This is a genomic window from Pedobacter sp. (assembly GCF_031119335.1).
Lineage (GTDB): Bacteria > Bacteroidota > Bacteroidia > Sphingobacteriales > Sphingobacteriaceae > Pedobacter.
On record NZ_JAVHXT010000017.1, the window covers coordinates 13,432 to 31,489 of the forward strand.

At 38.6% G+C, this 18,058-nt stretch carries 8 protein-coding genes; 1 reads left to right on the forward strand and 7 read right to left on the reverse strand.

Annotation, left to right across the window (positions count from 1 at the left end):
- Window positions 1–48: 48 nt before the first annotated feature.
- From REI64_RS15730 to REI64_RS15760, 7 genes are all read right to left on the reverse strand, one after another.
- Window positions 49–2,055 (reverse strand): hypothetical protein, encoded by a 2,007-nt coding sequence (locus tag REI64_RS15730; RefSeq protein WP_308851094.1) that lies wholly within the window; start codon window positions 2,053–2,055, stop codon window positions 49–51.
- 29 nt (window positions 2,056–2,084) lie between these two features.
- Window positions 2,085–9,152: a hypothetical protein gene (locus REI64_RS15735; RefSeq protein ID WP_308851095.1), complete on the reverse strand. Its 7,068-nt coding sequence runs from the start codon at window positions 9,150–9,152 to the stop codon at window positions 2,085–2,087.
- An 18-nt stretch (window positions 9,153–9,170) separates the two neighbouring features.
- Entirely contained in the window at window positions 9,171–10,850 is a 1,680-nt protein-coding gene (locus REI64_RS15740; RefSeq protein WP_308851096.1) for a hypothetical protein, read from the reverse strand.
- A 73-nt stretch (window positions 10,851–10,923) separates the two neighbouring features.
- Entirely contained in the window at window positions 10,924–12,963 is a 2,040-nt protein-coding gene (locus REI64_RS15745; RefSeq protein WP_308851097.1) for a hypothetical protein, read from the reverse strand.
- A gap of 132 nt (window positions 12,964–13,095) precedes the next feature.
- Entirely contained in the window at window positions 13,096–13,704 is a 609-nt protein-coding gene (locus REI64_RS15750; protein ID WP_308851098.1) for a hypothetical protein, read from the reverse strand.
- An 89-nt stretch (window positions 13,705–13,793) separates the two neighbouring features.
- Window positions 13,794–15,908, reverse strand: a complete 2,115-nt coding sequence (locus tag REI64_RS15755) for an ATP-binding protein (protein WP_308851099.1) — start codon at window positions 15,906–15,908, stop codon at window positions 13,794–13,796.
- A gap of 5 nt (window positions 15,909–15,913) precedes the next feature.
- Window positions 15,914–16,627 (reverse strand): LytTR family DNA-binding domain-containing protein, encoded by a 714-nt coding sequence (locus tag REI64_RS15760; protein WP_308851100.1) that lies wholly within the window; start codon window positions 16,625–16,627, stop codon window positions 15,914–15,916.
- A 110-nt stretch (window positions 16,628–16,737) separates the two neighbouring features.
- Here REI64_RS15760 and REI64_RS15765 point away from each other — a divergent pair, with 110 nt between their 5' ends.
- Window positions 16,738–17,964, forward strand: a complete 1,227-nt coding sequence (locus REI64_RS15765) for a carboxypeptidase-like regulatory domain-containing protein (protein ID WP_308851101.1) — start codon at window positions 16,738–16,740, stop codon at window positions 17,962–17,964.
- Window positions 17,965–18,058 lie beyond the last annotated feature (94 nt).

Below are 18,058 nucleotides of genomic sequence, written 5' to 3' on the forward strand. Positions count from 1 at the left end.
GTGCCTCGCAATGACGAATAAAGCAACAAAATTTAAGTTTCGATTTCTTTACTTGTCAACCACCACTTTAAAAGTTTCTGATGATGGTAATGAAACATTTCCGTTTAGCCCAACTGTTTTAATAAAGTAATAGTTATTCTTCGTTTTATCGAAACCAGTATCTGTATAGCTTAATTCTTTTGCCTCCAAAGTGGCAATTTTAACTGGCTCGGCACCACGCACATACCTATAAACTTCATAGTTGGCTACGCTGCTTTGCGGTGCCTGCCATTGCAATATTACACTTTTTAAATCGGCACTGTAAAACGATTTAACACTTACCGGCGGATAAACCATTTCAAATTGGTTAATAGACAGCTCATTACTAAAATTGCTTTCTTCACCAGACGAATTGACACTTGTAATTTTATAGCTAACTGCCATATCGTTGATAGGAAACACATCTTTATAAGAAGTTTTAATAGGCAAAACCGCAGTTTTATTTACCTTTACATAAGTCTCCTTACCTACTTTTCGGTAAATATTGTAGCCACTTGCTACCATTGCAGCAGTTTCATCTCTCCAAAAAACAAAAACACCATCATTTACTTTGTTAATGTCTATTAGCGTAGGTTGAGAGGTAGTTTTAATGATGTTTTCAACATATTCGATAGCAGAAAAATTACTTCTAACGTTACTTAAGTTTTCTGCAAGAATGGCGTAACCTATTTTGCCCTGCAAATTACTTGCGGTATCGATATAGCTGTAGCTATTTTTGGCGTTTGGGTTTACATAAATCATTTCGGTAATAGGTTTTAATGCACCAGCCACTTCGTTTGTTCTGTACACGTAAAATCCACGACTATCGGTCGCGTTATCCATCCATGAGATTACATTTCCTTCTTTAGATTTTGACACCGAAACATGGGTTGGCTTTTGTGATTTAGTATTTTTTTGTGAAAGACCGTAAATTTTAACGCTTCTTTCGGTGGTACGGCCCATTTTATCGTTAACCGTTAAGTAGTAATAATACTTTTGCCCGGCTACTATATCTCTGTCTACATAACTATAACCTGTGGTAGATTTTATCAATTTATAACCATCTTCATACTCGGTAGAGCGAAAAATATTTACCACGCTCACAAAATCTGGCTTAATGAACGACCAATTTAATGCCATCGCATTGTTAATGGTATCGGCAGTTGCGGTAAAAATTTTAGGGATTAGCATTTTCTCATCTACCAAGACCATTTGCAAAGTATCAGAAACTGCATTTGCACCACCTCCAAATCTGTTTACGGGCGTAATGGTGTATTGATAAAGTGTTTCTTTAGTTACATTTCCATCTTCTAATGTATAAATAACAGTATCTCCTTTTTGCTCAATGCTGTAGGAATTAAGCAACCTTTTAAAAGGCATGTTCAACCCCTCGCTTCTGTTAATTAACAGTACTTCTGGCAGCTCGCCGTTTAATTTAGCACGCCATTCCATTCTAAATATATCGCCGCTAATTTTGCGCCCAGATTTTTTAGGCCTATTGGCGATGAACTTATCATTACTGGAAACTGGTAACGAAGTATATTTTCCATTTTCTGTTCCATCTGCTTTAATTTGAATTACCCGATATTGATAAACCACGTCCTTTCTGGCTGTGCTATCAACCAATAAAATGTTAAAGGCACTGGCCAAGTGTTGTTGCGTTAGATGTACGCCCAGCGAATCGAAATTGAACTTCTTTTTAAAAATTGGCCAAACTTCTGCAGCGGTATAGGCTGTAACCGCATTAAACTCAAAAACATTGTTTAAAGCTTTTTGGTAGTTATTTTGCAGTTCTTCGAAAGTTGCAGGTGTGCTAAATTTATACAGGGTTTGCCAAGCAGTTTCTTGTGTTGCTTTTCTATCTAACCTAAATCCAACCACTTGGCCATCGGGGTGTGCTGCCGAAGCCGGTTTAAATATGTTATAGATGTAATTGGCCTTATAACCATTAAATGCTGCTGGTGCTTCTTTTTGTGCACTTACTTGTAAGTAGGCCAATAAAAGTAAAACCGAAAATATTTTTTTCAAACTCATCATATCGATATTGTTAGTTGAACAGCTCATTTTTAAAAGAAATCTACTTTAAATTCTTCAAAGCCAAAAGATGCATTTTTTATGTTAGCGCCAAAGGATACTTTCACCTGCTTGTTTAAACCTACCCTTACGCATGGAATAGGGCTACAAACTTCGAACAAACCAGCATCCCAACATGGGGTTTGGCAACTGGAATTGCATATTCCGGCACCTACATAAGCTTCGCCCTTTAAGGTTAGTGCTACTGCTGCACTGGCATAAAATGAAGGTGCAAAAGGTTCTACTTTGCCTACTAAGGTGAAATTCATATCTGCCCCTAGGCTAACACCTGCGCAGGCTAAACCAATACTGGCGGCAGCACTTAATTTTACAAAAGCACCCACCCTGCCACCAATGGTAAAACTTATTTTTTCAGGATCGCTCGGAAAATCTGCTTTGAAATAGGCCGTAGCATACAAACCATGTTTCAGTTCTATTTTAGCTACCGGATCTAAAGGCAAATCAAATTGCGGTAATTTAGGTATCGGCATTTCTGCCGATAAAATAAATAATATCCCTTTTATAGAACCAAAGGTTTCTTCTGCTTTATCTGGCAAGTCTCTACCATCAAAATGTTTATAAAATGAAGCTTTTTGAGATGGCGTGATGTTAGAATTACCTACCATAAAACCTACCCCAACTTTTGTAAACGGACTATGCGGTATATCGGCTGTGCCATTTGCAAACATGTACCAATTGCTGCTGCCCAGTTTCATTTCCAGGTCTAAATCCATAGTGGCAAAGCTGGTAACCTGGTTTACATGCCCCGAACCTATGAGTGCTTTTTCTTTAAAATCGTATACAATACTTAAACCTTTTACGCCACCAGCATCCATATTCTGTACGCCAACATTAGCCGAATTGGCAACTACATCTCCTTTAATGGTAAAACTCATTGGCGATGGATTAACGCCAGAAGCTCCAGTTAAATCGCCTTGGAATGTAAAGTAATTCCATTGGTTATTTGTAACTGTAGTAAAACCATTGGCACCATTCAGATAGCTCTCCGATGTGTTGGCAACCTTGGCATTGTAGCTCTGAGCGTGGTTGAGATAATTTGTATTATAACTCAAGTAAACCCGAGGTATATTCCCATTAATTTTTTGAGGGATTGCCAATTTGGTTTCGTCTTTAGTCTTTGTAAGATCTACAGCAATCTGGTAACTGGCACTTGGGTCTTTATCCATTAATACGCCTCTCAAAAACAACTCGCCACCATTAAATTTCTGGTCTTCTGGCTTGTCTGAGAATTTAACTAGCATCCCTTTGGTATCTAAGCCTACATTTTTAAAGGTTTTTTCGTGTTTGTGTTTCAAAACGCCATTTTCATTGCGGTAAATCAAATCGTAAACCACGGCATCTAAACCTGTAAAGCCAGGTATTTCCATGTTTAAATCGCCTCTTATGGTTATAGAAGATGCGTCGCCCCAGATACTTCCCGGTTTAAATTTAGAGATAGTGTTTAAAGTAACCGCTGGTTGGTTTTCATCAAGAATTAACCTCGTATCGGCATCATTACCCGTATCATAAAGATTGATGTTTTTAATCTGGATAACATCCGTAGGCAGCAAATCATCCAATCCTTTTAGGCCTGCTAAATAGGTTTGCTGGTCGTTTGTAGGTTTGGCTAAAACCGATAAAGACCATGCTCCTTTTTCTTTAGCATATCCTCTATCGTAGCCAAAACTTACCAAAGCCTTGCTACCGTTAATGGTGATGGGAAAAGCACCCAATATTTTTAAACTGGTTACGTTAAAGTTGCCGAAACCTATTTTGTTATTAAAAATCTGCAGTTTATCGAAAGGTACGGTCAATCCATTTGTAAATAAATCGCCAGCAACAAACAAACCTTTAGCACCATATTTCCAGGTATTAACTTTTAATTCCCAATCACGCAGTTTAATGTTAAAAGGTATTTCTTCTGATGAGCTGAAATCACTACTACTTAATTTATACTTTGCTATTGCCGGATTTACAAGGGCTACAGCCTCTAAATTTGGGGTAATTGCACCTGTAAATTCCATTCCGGCACTACTTAATGTTACCTTTCCCTGCGGTGTAATGGCTATATCGTCTGCGCCATAAAATATTGGTTTTGATTTTGCCTGGGTAGATACCATGTAATTGCCGGCCAGCATATCTGAAGTTGCAGTTGAAAAAGTACTAAAATAAGGTGTTGTCTTATCCGCAGGCAAAGATGTGATTAAGGCATAATTAGCGCTTTCTTTGTTAAGGTAGAGGTAATTTTTATCGCCCAAATCATCGGAACTAGAAGTACTTACTCCTTTTGAAAACGATACCAAATCTACAGCTACTTTACCCAAAATACTGCCCAATTCTCTTTCCTGCTTTAAAGAAAGCCCCCCTTTACTGGTTATCTTCACGTCATATTTATCGAATAACCTGGCATCGATACTGTTTTGTACAAAGGTCATTCCGTTAGCCGGAACAGCCAAGGTTCCTCTTCCGCTAATTTTAATTACATCAATCAGTACCTTGTAAAACTCTAGTTTACCCGTTGTTGATTTTACCTTTAGGTTGATATTATTGCCTGCACTTGGGTTTAACCTGCCCGAAATTAAGTACTGGCCATTGCTCTGTTTAACTGCAGCGGTTAGCTCTACCGGGAAACCATGTACGGCCTTTATGTCTAGGTCTGATAATTTTAAATCTAGTGTTACCGCCATTGTTTTAGCTCCGTACGAATAGCATAATTTACTATCGCCTATATAGCCTTCTTTAGTTGCGCCAACGTAGATATACTTACTAAGTGGCAGTCTTCTTAATGTTCTGGTATCTGTTGAAGCCAATGTTGCAGTAGCAAATATTCCGCTACCATAAGGGTTTACCAATTCGTATTCATCTTCGTCCATTCCATCTATAAAATAGCTGAAATAAGAGGATTTTTGCTTTGCTTTTTCAAACGTGCCGAAAAGGCCATTTTGTACAAACTTATTGTACTCTTCGGTTACCTTTATGGTTAAGGTAGCTGCAGGTTCTACTTCTACTGTGATGCTTACTGGCGAGGTGCCATCTGAAATTACCTGAGTTTTGGCAATGGTATAGTTTACATCATCTGGCACTACCTTTAACTCGAACTGTGTACCTGCCGCAGGTATAGTTACTTCGGTATATGGATTGCCTAAAGTCAATTGCCTTTGCGTAAAATTAGTAGTATTTAGCACAGTAACTTTGCTTGCCAGATATTTGTTAGTGCCCTTTATTTTACAAAGTACATTTAATACATGCTCGTTATAGCCTACCGTTAAGGTGATATTTTGCAAAGATTTTTCGTCTAGCGGTTTCTGTATGGTTTGATATTGGGTTGTAGTTTTATAATTAACCCTATCGTTAGGAATAATGGTAAAACGGACACTATTTGTTGGCGATTGCACCAATGCACCCGTAACATAAAGCGAGTTATAATCGCCCCAGCTAAAATCATCGCCTACTATAACTCTCGCATCTACTCTTTTACCTGCTTTATTTACTACATAAACGGCTAAATTTGCTGGCAAATCCATAAAAACCTTCTGCAAGTTACCCCGCTGACCTTTAACAAAAGGTTTACCCGAGTTTAACTTCACATAGGTAATCAAAAAGCCTTTTTTGGTTAAGCGCAACAGTTTCCAACCATTGGCTTTGGCATTTACTTTTTCGAATAAAAAGCGGCCGTTGGTTTGGGTAATATCGTCGTCTACTGGTTTTTTGTTTTTTAAAAAATCTGCAATTTGTTGGTTGTTTGCGGTGCCTTCCAAGCCTGTCATGTCAAACATTTCTACAAAAACACCAGATAGTACACTGGTACTGGCATTGCTAGATGGATAAACAGCGCCATCTACATAAGGCTCTAACGGTGTTAAAGGAATGTGCGCATATTCGATATTAAAATCTAACTTTCCAATCTTTTGGTCGTCGGTAAATACACCACCCAACGAGCCTCCTGACTTAATGCCATCCATGTTATCGGTTGAAGTTAAATCCCAAGCCTCTTTGGTTACATAATTATCTTGACTGGTGCTTATAGACTCTGCGATAATGTAATACTTCTCCCCAGCGTCTTTGGATACCACCAACCTTTTAAACATAAATTCCCCAACCTTTCCACCTTCGCCCGAAGAGGTTGTCATATCTATAATTTCGTACTGTTCGCCATTACTTTCTATCGTTTTTTTGAAGTAATTGCGGTCCGGATTTCCAATATTTACCGGCCTTTCCACATATCTGGCAGCGTTTGCCTTTTCTTCGCTTATCTTTCTGCACAAATAAACATTGATATTGTCTTTGCGCACCAGGTTGAGAGGTGCTTCCATGTAACCAACTTTAGAAATATAATTGTACTGCCTAACTGTTGCGGTCAACTCTGGCAGTTTTATATTTTCATTTTGGTTGTAGGTTATGGTGTAAGGCTGCGAATAATAATAGGTATCAGATACCAATATCACCAAATGAGCGCCGGCTTTGTTAAAATCGTTGTAATCGGTTAAACCAATATCAAAACTGTATTCTCCGTTCTTTTTAACTGTAGTGCTACCAATTATCCTATCGTCTTTTAAAACAGTTCCATCTTTAAAAAAGTCTTTACCAACCATGTTGCCTTTAACCAAGGTTAAACTTGTTCCCTCTGGCAAGGGCAGTTTATTGTTGGTTTTACCATCAGCATCTTTCCAATGGTAAACATACCTGCCAGAAATTTTCATGGAGATAAACTGTGGGGCAAATGACACCTCTTGACTAAGGTTGCGGTTGGCAAAATTGGTTGCGGTAAAGGTGTTGCCTTTCCCCTGCCCATTGCTCACGTATCTGGGGTTAAAAAACAAACCATCTTGTTCGTCTGCAGGCTCAAAGTAAACTGTATAACCATCATTAACCTTATCGCCGGCAACGGCCAAGTTTGTAAAGGCAGAATTGAGTTCGCCAGTGGCCTTGGCATCAATATTATTTACGCCAACAACGGTATAAGTAGCTAAACTGCTACCGGTTATTATCTTTTTACCTTTTGCATTAGTCATGGTGGTATAGGTTGGGATTTCCTTGGTTATACCTACCATATTAGCCACCTCTCCTTTAAGTAAATTATTGCTGTTGCGCAATACGTACAATTTCCCTTTAAAATCTCTCTGGCTGCTCGAAGCTAATTTTACATTGGCGTTGTAGCCGTATATTTCTACAGTTTGTTCTGCTAAGTCTAATAGTGGTTTGTTTGCATCTGGTACGATAAACCAATTCGGGTCTGAGAAACGGCTATCGTTTACCCTAACTACCAAACCCTCTACCAGGGCATAGGGCTTTGTACCGTTTAACACCACTGCGTTAGAATCTAACACCTTAAATTTGGCTTTTTCTATGGGCACTTCTATTTTAAAATTACCTAATGCGTTTGTGGTAGCATTTGCTATCACTGCCGAAGCAGATAATTTTGGGGTACCGTAAGGATAAAGCATCAAATCGCTTACCAAGGCAATGCTATCCTGCATTTCGAAATTGGAAACCTGCTGACCGTTTACTATTTTGGTAACTTTTCTGTTTACCTTATATTTTGGAGCAAGCAAGGTTACTTTTAATACCTGAATATTCTTATTGGCCAAAGCATAACCTTTTTCTTCTTCGCTAAGCACCGCATTTGGATTTGCCTTTTGCTTATCCTTTTTTGATGCGTAGTTTTTACCAAAATTATATTTTAGGTCGCCGGCTATTGTTATGGTGTAGTTAACAATAGCCTTTTCATATTTTACGGCAAATTGGCGTGTTTCTGAAACAGTCCCGCTAGCCACATGCTTTAAATACCACTCATAACTGTTGGCATCTTTTAAATAATCTTTTAATTGCTGCGCTGTTTTATAGGATATTGTGGTGTTATTGGTTGGCACGATAACACCTAGATCTTTAACTGCAACCGGAGCCACATTTAAGGTTCTTATTGCTGATGATTTACGTGCATTAGCCTGCGAAAGACTATCTGCCTTTTTTTCTTCGAGAGTTTTAACCCTAACTACATGCAGTTCGTATTTACTGCTGCTATAAGCAGGCTGCCTTCTGGCTATTCCATCAAAAAAGCCTATATCTTTGACATTTTCGATAAAATTCCAATCAAATACCAGGTCGTTAAGATTTGTAATTCTTCTTGCTGTTGCAGGGGTATTTATGGTAAAAAAAGATGGCAGTTCTTCGCCGTATCTAAATTCTGCAGCAGTGCTGATGCCTTTATTTTTAAATACGATTTTGCCAGTTGGGTCTGATGCGATTACCCTCCAGGCATAACGTTTGCCTATTTTTAAAGGAGGATCTGATGGTGATAATATGGTTGTTGTGCTATTTACTACTGTACGTTGAATCAACAGCCTAGAGGTGGCATTTAAAGCCTGATTTGGGTCTGTTCTAACATCACTGGGCATCTCCGCCACCTGAAATTCGTAGTTAATACCAGCTAAAGGCAAATAATTTACCCAAACAAAAGACTGGCCCGCAATTGCCGGAATGGTAGCATTAGCCGTGGGATTGATAAGCACTGGCGCATCTGGATAAAAAATGTTGATGGAAGAACAGCCCATTGGCGCCGCTGCAGATAAAACCTGATTGTTGGCCATATCAACAGCTTTGATGCAAAAACTGTAATTGCCTTCTGGTAAACGAGAAGTCTGTACTATTTTCACTTTATCTACACCGTAAACATTAAGCGTGTTTAAATCAAAAATATCTTTTAAGGCTAAGCCATTTAGTTGTTTAGTTTCATTAGGGCCTAACACTATGGGCTGTAAGGGTACATAGTTAGATTTGGTAGAAATCCTAATGCCATTATCGCCCTGCAACTCTCCTGTTAACTTTATATTCTTTTGCGTGGCACTTAAATTTTGGATAATGAGCAATACCTTATTGGCATTTTGAGCACTATAATCTGAGTAAAATGGCGAGTATGGCGGCGAAATATTTATGGTTATATTTACTGTTGGCGTTACAGTTGTTTGTGCAAAAACCTGCGATTTACCAAGTGCAATAATCAACAACAAAAATAAAATTGATATGCTTTTATAATTTTGCTTAAAATGATAAAGATTGTTCATAACGTTGATTATTGAGTTTTAAAAAGAATGTACCAAACCAAGGTTAGACCTTAGCTCATTAAAAGATGGCAGCGTAATGTCTTTAGAGTTACTTTTAAGATAGCCAAGTGTAAATGTTGCGGCATTTCTTTTTCCTATGCGATAAGAACTGTTAAAATTGGCGTTAAAAATACTACCTGCATCAACACTGTTATTTTCTTGTAACTGATAACTTAGGGATGCGCCTAAACCTAGCTTACCTTTATCTATTGCCTGATTAATGCCCAAAGTTGGTCCATAAAAAATAGTTCTACCGAAAGCAACATCAGCTACGGTGTAGCTCATATTTGCACTGGCGCCAAATGCCTTTTTAGGCAAACCAAACTGGTAAGAAAAGTTTAACATTTTACTATTAGACTTGCTGTTTGGTTTAGTAAAATTGTTTAAATCTACCAGCGATTGTAGGTTGCCCACCAAAATAAAACCGTGAGCAATGGCTTCTTTATTGATGCTGTACCTTAAAACAGAACTTAGATTGTGGTTTGTTCTCGCCACACGGAATTGGTCTATTACCGGGTTTAAACCGCGGTCTTGTGTAATGCCAAAATTGGTGTAGCGCAAATCTACACCGTAACTTGGCCTATTAAATGATACGTTTACCGAGCCTATTTTTCGGTTAGAGCGCAATGCTTTATCTTTTAAAATATTATCATTCTGCAAACCAAAGCTACCCCCTACCTGCATTTGACCTTTTAACAGCCTAACCATGGTTTCGATGGTATAATTTTGTACGTCAGTTTCGAAATAGTAAGCACCCATGCTTTTATAATCGGGGTCTACCCTGCGGTATCGTAGCTTGATATTGTAATTGGTAGCATTGTAGCCTAAACTTGTTTGTCCGGCGGTAAGTAATTGTGTAGACGAGTTTAGTGTCACCAAATCCTTAATGAAATCTATTTTATCTAATTTTAAGTTTTTAACGGTATCAGACAATACATTTCTGGTGTAAATACTGCCTGCAACATCCATATCCCAAACAAATCTTTTTAAGAAACTGAACTTAGAAGAAATACCTAACACCATATTTTCTGAAGGATTTAAAATACCGGAGGTTACTGGTCTAGTAAGTGATGTAGGGTCGTCTTTTGCGTTTAAGAAAATCACATCAACGTGGTTGCGTTCTGTGCCCAATCCAATTTTAGCACTATAGCCCGTACGTTTGTAAGCAGGTTGTTGTGCCAAAGCTAAGGGTTGGTTCAGGTCTTCCTCTATGGCTTTGTTAAATCTTCCGTACACAAAACCTAAGCGTAACTTACCAGGATTTAACTCTACTCCACCGCCCAAAAAATTATGTCCCGCTAAGGTAAATGGGGAAAACTCTAAACTTTGCCAACCTGCATGAACTGTAACCCATTTATAGGTTGGACTAATGCCATATTGATTAAAAGGCTGTGTGTAGCTACGCTGTTGGTCGCTAACTACCACCGAAAACGGAAAAGAAACCCCATACAATGATAAAGTCGGTGCGCCATTAAATATGTAGTTAAAATCTCTTTGCCTAGCGGGAATACCTTTTACATTGTAAGTACCCAAACCAATACCCAAAGTGCCGCTTAAAGCAAAAGGTTTTTGCTTGGTAATTTGTGCCACATCTTGTCCTTTTGCATTGAAGAGAAAACATGTAACTGATAAGCACGAAAGAATGACTAGCCTCTTCATAAGTTCAATAATTAAAATGTAAGAATGTTTGAATAGTGCCATCTCCGTATAGAAATGTCACTTTTAGGCTTTATCAGTTTAGTTTCTTGAAATCCTTATCTCGCAAATTGAGCTTTTGCATGGTTTGCAACATTGGCGTATTTTGGTTAATGTTGCTCAGCGTTCCAGTTGAACTTGGTGGAACAATCACTATCCTTACTTTATCTACTGCATTAAAAGTTGGTGAGGTGGTATTAAACTTACAGACTACTCTCACTTTTGCAGTTGTGGCATCAATTCTAAGATGATAATTGTAAAAATAACTCACACCAATACCGTAATCTGTATAGTTCAGTTGTTTCCAACTTGATACTCCTGGGCCTCCATTGTTACGCAAATACACTAGTACTGTTCCCGTATTTGCAGCTGCAACATTTGCGGCAGGAATATTAAAGACTGAAGTGGTGTCATTTGCAAATGTACCTTGTTTGGTAAGCACGTACGTATCACCAGTTTGATATTTCCAATAGAAAGTAAATGTGTCTGCAGTTTCCAATGCAATTACGTTTGAGTTCCCATCAGCACCTTTTAGTGAAGTGCCCGGATATGGCCAAGCACCTCCAGCTTTAGGACCGTACATGGTATAGGTAGTTAAATCGATGTAAAAATCGCCGTCGTTACCTTGGGTGTTTTGAGGAGGAGCGCCACCATTTAAAATGCTGTTTCCGTTCGTTCCATTTGTACCGTCGGCTCCTTTTAAATTTATGCCTGTTGATGGCCATCCCGCTATGGTTTTAGGCCCTAAAAATGTAGCAGGATACTTCATCACGTAAAAATCACCAACTTTACCTAGTGCTGGGGCAGGATAATAATCTCCCGCATAAATTACAGAACCATCTGCACCGGCAGGGCCAATTGGACCTTGTGCGCCGTCAGCTCCGCGTAATAAAAGGCCAACACCCCAGCCATCTACGTTTTTTGGTCCGTATAATAAATAATTGGTTCTGTCTAAGTAATAATCGCCATTTGCACCGGTTGATAAATCTGGCGTACCCAAACCGCTGTGCGTTACACTACCGTTGGTTCCGTTAGTTCCATTGTTACCTCTTAACGTAGTTGGGCTTCCCCAACCGCCAGTAGTTTTTGGCCCATATAAATTACCTGAAGTGGTATCTAAGTAGTAATCGCCGTTTACACCCAATCCTGGCGCTGGCGAACCTGCACCGCTATAAATTACACTACCATCTTTTCCTGCTGGCCCAGTGGGACCTTGCGCACCATCAGCACCTTTTAATAAAAGTGGCGTACCCCAACCAGCGCCAGATTTAGGCCCATAAAGTTGGTAATTGGCTCTATCTAAATAATAATCGCCAACAGCGCCAATGCCTAAAGATGGTGCACCGTTACCACTCAAAGTAGTGCTGCCATTGGTGCCGTTTGTACCATTGGCACCAGTAGCACCAGTTGAGCCAGTCGCACCTTTTAAAATTAGTGGACTTCCCCAACCAGCAGCCGTTTTAGGGCCGTATAAATTTCCTGTGTTTTTATCTAAGTAGTAATCGCCATTTATGCCAATACTTGTTGCAGGCGCTCCTGTACCGCTATACATGATACTGCCATCTTTCCCAGCAGCACCAGTTGGCCCTTGCGCACCATCTGCACCTCTCAGCAAAATTGGTGTTCCCCAACCTGCACCCGACTTAGGGCCGTAAAGCAAATAATTGGTTTTATCGAGGAAATAATCGCCGTTTATACCTACCGCAGCAGAAGGTGTACCGCTGCCACTCAAAGTTGTACTTCCATTGGTGCCGTTAGTTCCATTGGTTCCGTTTGCACCAGTAGCTCCCGTTGCACCCATTAGCGTAAAAGGAGTGCCCCAACCCGCTACTGTTTTTGGGCCGTACAAATTTCCGTTGTTTTTATCGAGGTAATAGTCGCCGTTTACACCAAGCGTTGTGGCAGGCACGCCCGTACCGCTGTACATAATGCTGCCATCTTTGCCTGCCGCACCAACTGCACCTGCAGGACCACTCGGACCAGCAGGGCCTTCGGGGCCAGTTAAACCTGCTTCGGAGCAAGCATTAAACAACAGAGCGATAGTGATGATGACTAGGAAGAGTAGGCTTTTTTTCATGTCTTTATATTTTTTCAGCGTTTTTTAGCTGGCATTAAAGATTTTACGTATTGAAGTTAGAGAACCGCAGCCCTCTGTAGCTTAAATTATCGATAAAGGGATAGGAATAATCGGCAAAGGGAAACGCCTAAGCTAAAATGCAGGGTTCATGGCATCTGGTCTGTAAATTACCTTGAATTTTCCTTCGGTTAACTTGCTGCTTTTTTTAGGGTTAGTTTCGTAAACAGCATGTAAGGTTGGCGAAAATGTGCCTTCAATTACATAAGCTTTTTTATCAGATTTGTCGATGCTAAGGAGCTGAACAGTGTTCTCTTGAACAGGATATTCGAAAGTAGTACTGGCCATTTCCTTATCCGAACTTTTAGCCTCTGGGAAATAGAACACACCGCTCAACATGCCATTGTCGTTTCTAGTGGATGGATAGTTGCCGGGTTTCAGTTCAGTTGCCGAATGAAATGACACATCCATTCGTGAACCATCTTCCGCCTCTGCGAAAATAGAAAACTGATGACCCAGCTCTTTATAGCTAACGTTGTAGGCCTTAAACTCTTTGGATGGAAATGCTTCCCATAATACGCCGTCAATTTTTACGGAGAAGTATTCTTTTGTGTTTTTTGAGGTTTGGGTATTTCCATCAGTTGGCTTTGAACCCGAGTTAGAGGTGCAAGAAAATACAGTGGCTATCATTAACAATAATAGCAGCTGTACATTTTTTTGGGATGATTTTAAATTCGTCTTCATATCCATAAGATTTGATATTAAATCTATGGATCATAGGAAGTTGTATCTTTTTTTAATCTATAAAGTATATCAAATAATCGATGAAGGAATTACTTTGCAAAAAACACCGTCATCTTAGTACTATTCTCATCACTTACTATCTGCAATGATGCATCAATCTTCTGTAATAACTCCTTCACAATCACCAAACCATAACCAGACGATTTACTTTGCACATGGGTTTCGTTCATCAATGCGTTAATTTTCTCTTCAGAAATTACATCCCCTTTGTTTGCCACTGTAATAAACGACTGATTTTTCTCATTCACCCCCGTGCTTAAATCAATTGCTGTACTTTCATAAGCGTGGTTGATGGCATTCTGAATTAAATTCCGTAGTACAATGGTTAACAGATTTTCATCGCTCTGCAAACTTTGAACACCAAGGTTGGCAATGTTAATCTCTAAATTTTTAGCATCCGCTTGATTTTGCATCAATAGCTTTGCTTCGCTAAACAAACCTTCCACATCAATTTGGTTCTCCATCAATTCAAAATGTTCCATCTGGCTCTTAGACCAAATCAACAAATCTTCCATGGTAGCTAGCAATTGCCTTGAAGACTGCATTAATTTCTGCTGATGTTGCTGTTTATTTTCTTCCGAAAAAGCATTTGGGTTGGCCTGCTGTAATTTCAAAAATGTAAAAAGCTGGCTCACTGGACTTCGTAAATCGTGAGAAATGATACTGAACAACTTAGTCTTCGTCTGATTGGCATTACTCAACTCCTCGTTTAAAGCATCTAACTGCGCATTTTTAAAAGCCAACAGCAAATTAGCTTTCTGTTTAGTTCTGTAGCTATATAAAATTGCCGCTAAAACAAGTAACAACAATACAGCTCCACCAATTAACAAAGCTCGTGTAGTTTTCTCTTGCCGCAATTGCAAATCCTTAATATCATTTTCTTTATTTAATGCTCCAATTTTTTGTTCTTTAAATTGATTTTGAAATTTAGCTTCCATTTCTGCCAAATTCAAAGATATTTTGCTTTGGTTCAAACTATCCGACAGCGAAACATATTGGTTAAAGTGGGTTTGTGCCGATTGCTGATTTCCTGATAAGATTTCTACAGCTGTAAGCGACTTCAATAAATCTACATATTGCTCTTTATTATAGGTTCGAGAACCATTTTCTGCCAATTTATAATACTTAATGGCCGAAGGATAATTTTTTAACGCTTTGTAATAATCGCCATAAGTAGCATTTACAGACGATGTAAGGATTTCCTTATTATCTTTCTTTGCTTGTACATCTGCTTTGTCTATATATTTTTTCGCCTGTGCAAAATTGCCAGCCTTCATTTCCAGCGCCGCTATCTCCAAGCTAGAAGACACCATCTCCGACCAATTGCCCTGCCCTTCTCCTGCAGTAGCATGTAACAGTTGATAGTATTTTAGCGCCTCTGCTCTATTATTTAGCTGCACATAACTGCGTACAAATTTTCCGTAAGCGCTAATGTCAATAATCTTAGACAAGCCTAGGTATGGTTTTGCTTCGTTTAAATACTCAATGGCTTTTTTGGGCTGCTTCATGTAAATATAAACCTCGGCAACTACCGATAACATCACAGCGTAATCTAGCTTTTGCTTTACAATTTTAGTAGTATCTGCAATAGGTTTATGCAACTCTACCGCCTTTAAAAAATTGCTTAGCGCTATACTATAATAAAATTTTTGCTGTTGATTGTAAATACCTAAATTGTAGTAAATGTGCGATTTGGTTTTTAGCGTATCGTTACTTTCTACAAAGTATTTTAGTTTTACCGCAGCAGCATCTGCTTTAGTTTGCAAACCCAAATAATGATACAAAACCACCAAATGTCCTAGCGGTTTTAGACTTTTCTCTAATAGTTTTGCATCTTGTGCATCATCAAATGCTTGCTCAAAATGTAGCTGTGTATTTTTAAAGTCTTGCTTGTAATAGTAGCCAGTACCAATAGCCATGTTAAAAGCAAACCTAAATTCGTGGTCGCTAGGTTTAGTCATTTTTAAACCAATATTCCCTTCCTTAATTAATGCTTCTAAAGTTTCTGGCTTACCACTAAACGTAGCCATAATCTCATCGCATTTCTTTTGTTGCTTTTTTAATTTATCGGTATGCTCATTACCCTGTGCAAAAGCCAAACTAGTTAAGCAAACTAGCAATAATGTAAGTAGATAATTCTTCATCTTGTTTATTTAAAGACTTGCTTGGTTTCTTTTAAATAGGTTTTACCGATGGGCAAAATAATCCCATTAGTTAAGGTAAGTGTTTTGGTGCCATAGCCCGCAATACCGCTGGTTGGCACTACATAGCTTCGATGTATTCGCTTAAATTTCCCTTCGGGCAACAGTTCCAAAAAACTTCCCAAAGTGGTTAGCGTTAGGTGGTCTTTTTTATCGGTTACAATTTTGGTGTAATCTCCGTACGCTTCCAAATAAATCACTTCGTTAGCGTTTAAATACATCATGTTATGTCCCTCTTTAAAAATGATTTTTTCGTTTTCAAAAAGCACATCGTAAGCACTTGCCTTGTCTTTCAATTGCGCAAAATCATAAATACGTTTTACGGTATGCTCAAACCTGACGGTTTCCAAGGGCTTCAGAATAAAATCGAACACATTTAACTTAAAACCCTCTAGTGCATATTCTGGATGTGAAGAAATAATAACGTTAATGCTATTCAAATCAGCGATACGCCTCACAAAATCTAGCCCGCTAAGCTCTGGCATATCAATATCCAGAAAAAGTACATCTGGCTTAGTGGTTTGCATTGCCGATAATGCTTCTATAGGGTTGCCAAAGCTGCCTATTAGTTGTAGGTTCCGAAATAGATTGACTTCTGCCTCTACCGCCATTCGGTCAAGGTCGTCATCGTCTATAATAATGCAGTTTAACTTCTCTTTCATAGGTATTTGGTTTCTTGATATTAAAGATACAGAAAAGACAACAAAAAAGTTACCTACGAAATTTTCGTAAAAAATTCTTTTAAAAACTAATATATTAGTTAACTTAGAATATGAGATTAATTTTCCCTTTATTCTTTTTTCTAATCTTTTCTTTTTTTGTGACTTTTGCGCAAGGAAATTTTACCCTTAGCGGTACCGTACGCGACGATAAAGAAACTATTCCTGGAGCTGCAGTTTATTTAAGTGGCACTAAAATTTCAACCATCACCAATAGCGAAGGAAAATTCTCTCTACCCAAATTACCAGCAGGCAGTTACGACGTACTAATCCAAGTAGTTGGTTATTTACCTTTTTCCAGAAGCATTATTATTAACGATAAAAACATCCACATAGATGCTACGCTAAAAGCCAACACAGTATTATTAAATGAGGTAGTAATTAAGCCAGATCCTAACCGCTTGCATTACCTTAACGTTTTTAAAGATTTCTTTATCGGCAGAACACCGAATGCAAAAGAGTGTAAAATACTAAATAGCGATGTGCTAATTATCGATTATGATAAACAAGGCAGAAAACTTACTGTTAGTAGCAACGAATTCTTAATTATAGAAAACAAGGCTTTAGGCTACCGAATTAAGTACCTATTGCAAAACTTCGAGTACGATTACACCACCCGTATTGTTTATTTTGCTGGCTTTCCGTTCTTCGAAGAAATGAAAGGCTCCAAATCTAAAATAAACAGATGGAACAAAAAGCGAAATATGGCTTATTACGGTTCATCGCAGCACTTTTATCAATCGCTGTACAACAATAAAATTGATGAAGAAGGTTTCGTGATCCATAAATTAGCTACCATTGGTAATAAAAACAGACAGCCAGACAGTGTCATCAGTGCAAATATCAGGAAGCTAACAATAGGTCCAAAGGCTATTAACGCACTCACCTTTAACAAAGACGATTCGTTAAATTATTGGTTAAAAGAACGCGGTAAACCTAAAAGTATGGCCGTTTTAAATAAGGCTAAAGTACTTACAGATACGCTGGTGAAAATCTACAACCAAGATCTAAAAAGTCTTAACTACACCGACGAGCTTTTTGTGATGTATACCAAAGAAAAAGAAGACGAAGAATACGGAAAAATGGGTTTTCAGGTAAGTCGTTCGCCAGATATGGGAAATTATCAAGTGTCGTTAATCAATTTGGTGGCACCGCCAATATTATTCTATAAAAATGGGAGCATTGCCAACCCTCGAAGTTTCTTGTATAAGGGTTATTGGGCTTATGAAAAAATGGCAGATGCTGTACCAATAGAGTTTAAGCCTATAGCTGTAAAATAGTTTTTGTAAAGCATTTCCATCTCATTTCGGTCAACTCAGCCCCGCTTTGTGCTGCAATTCCCGATAAAATCGGGATCCGCTGCAATCGGGTTTA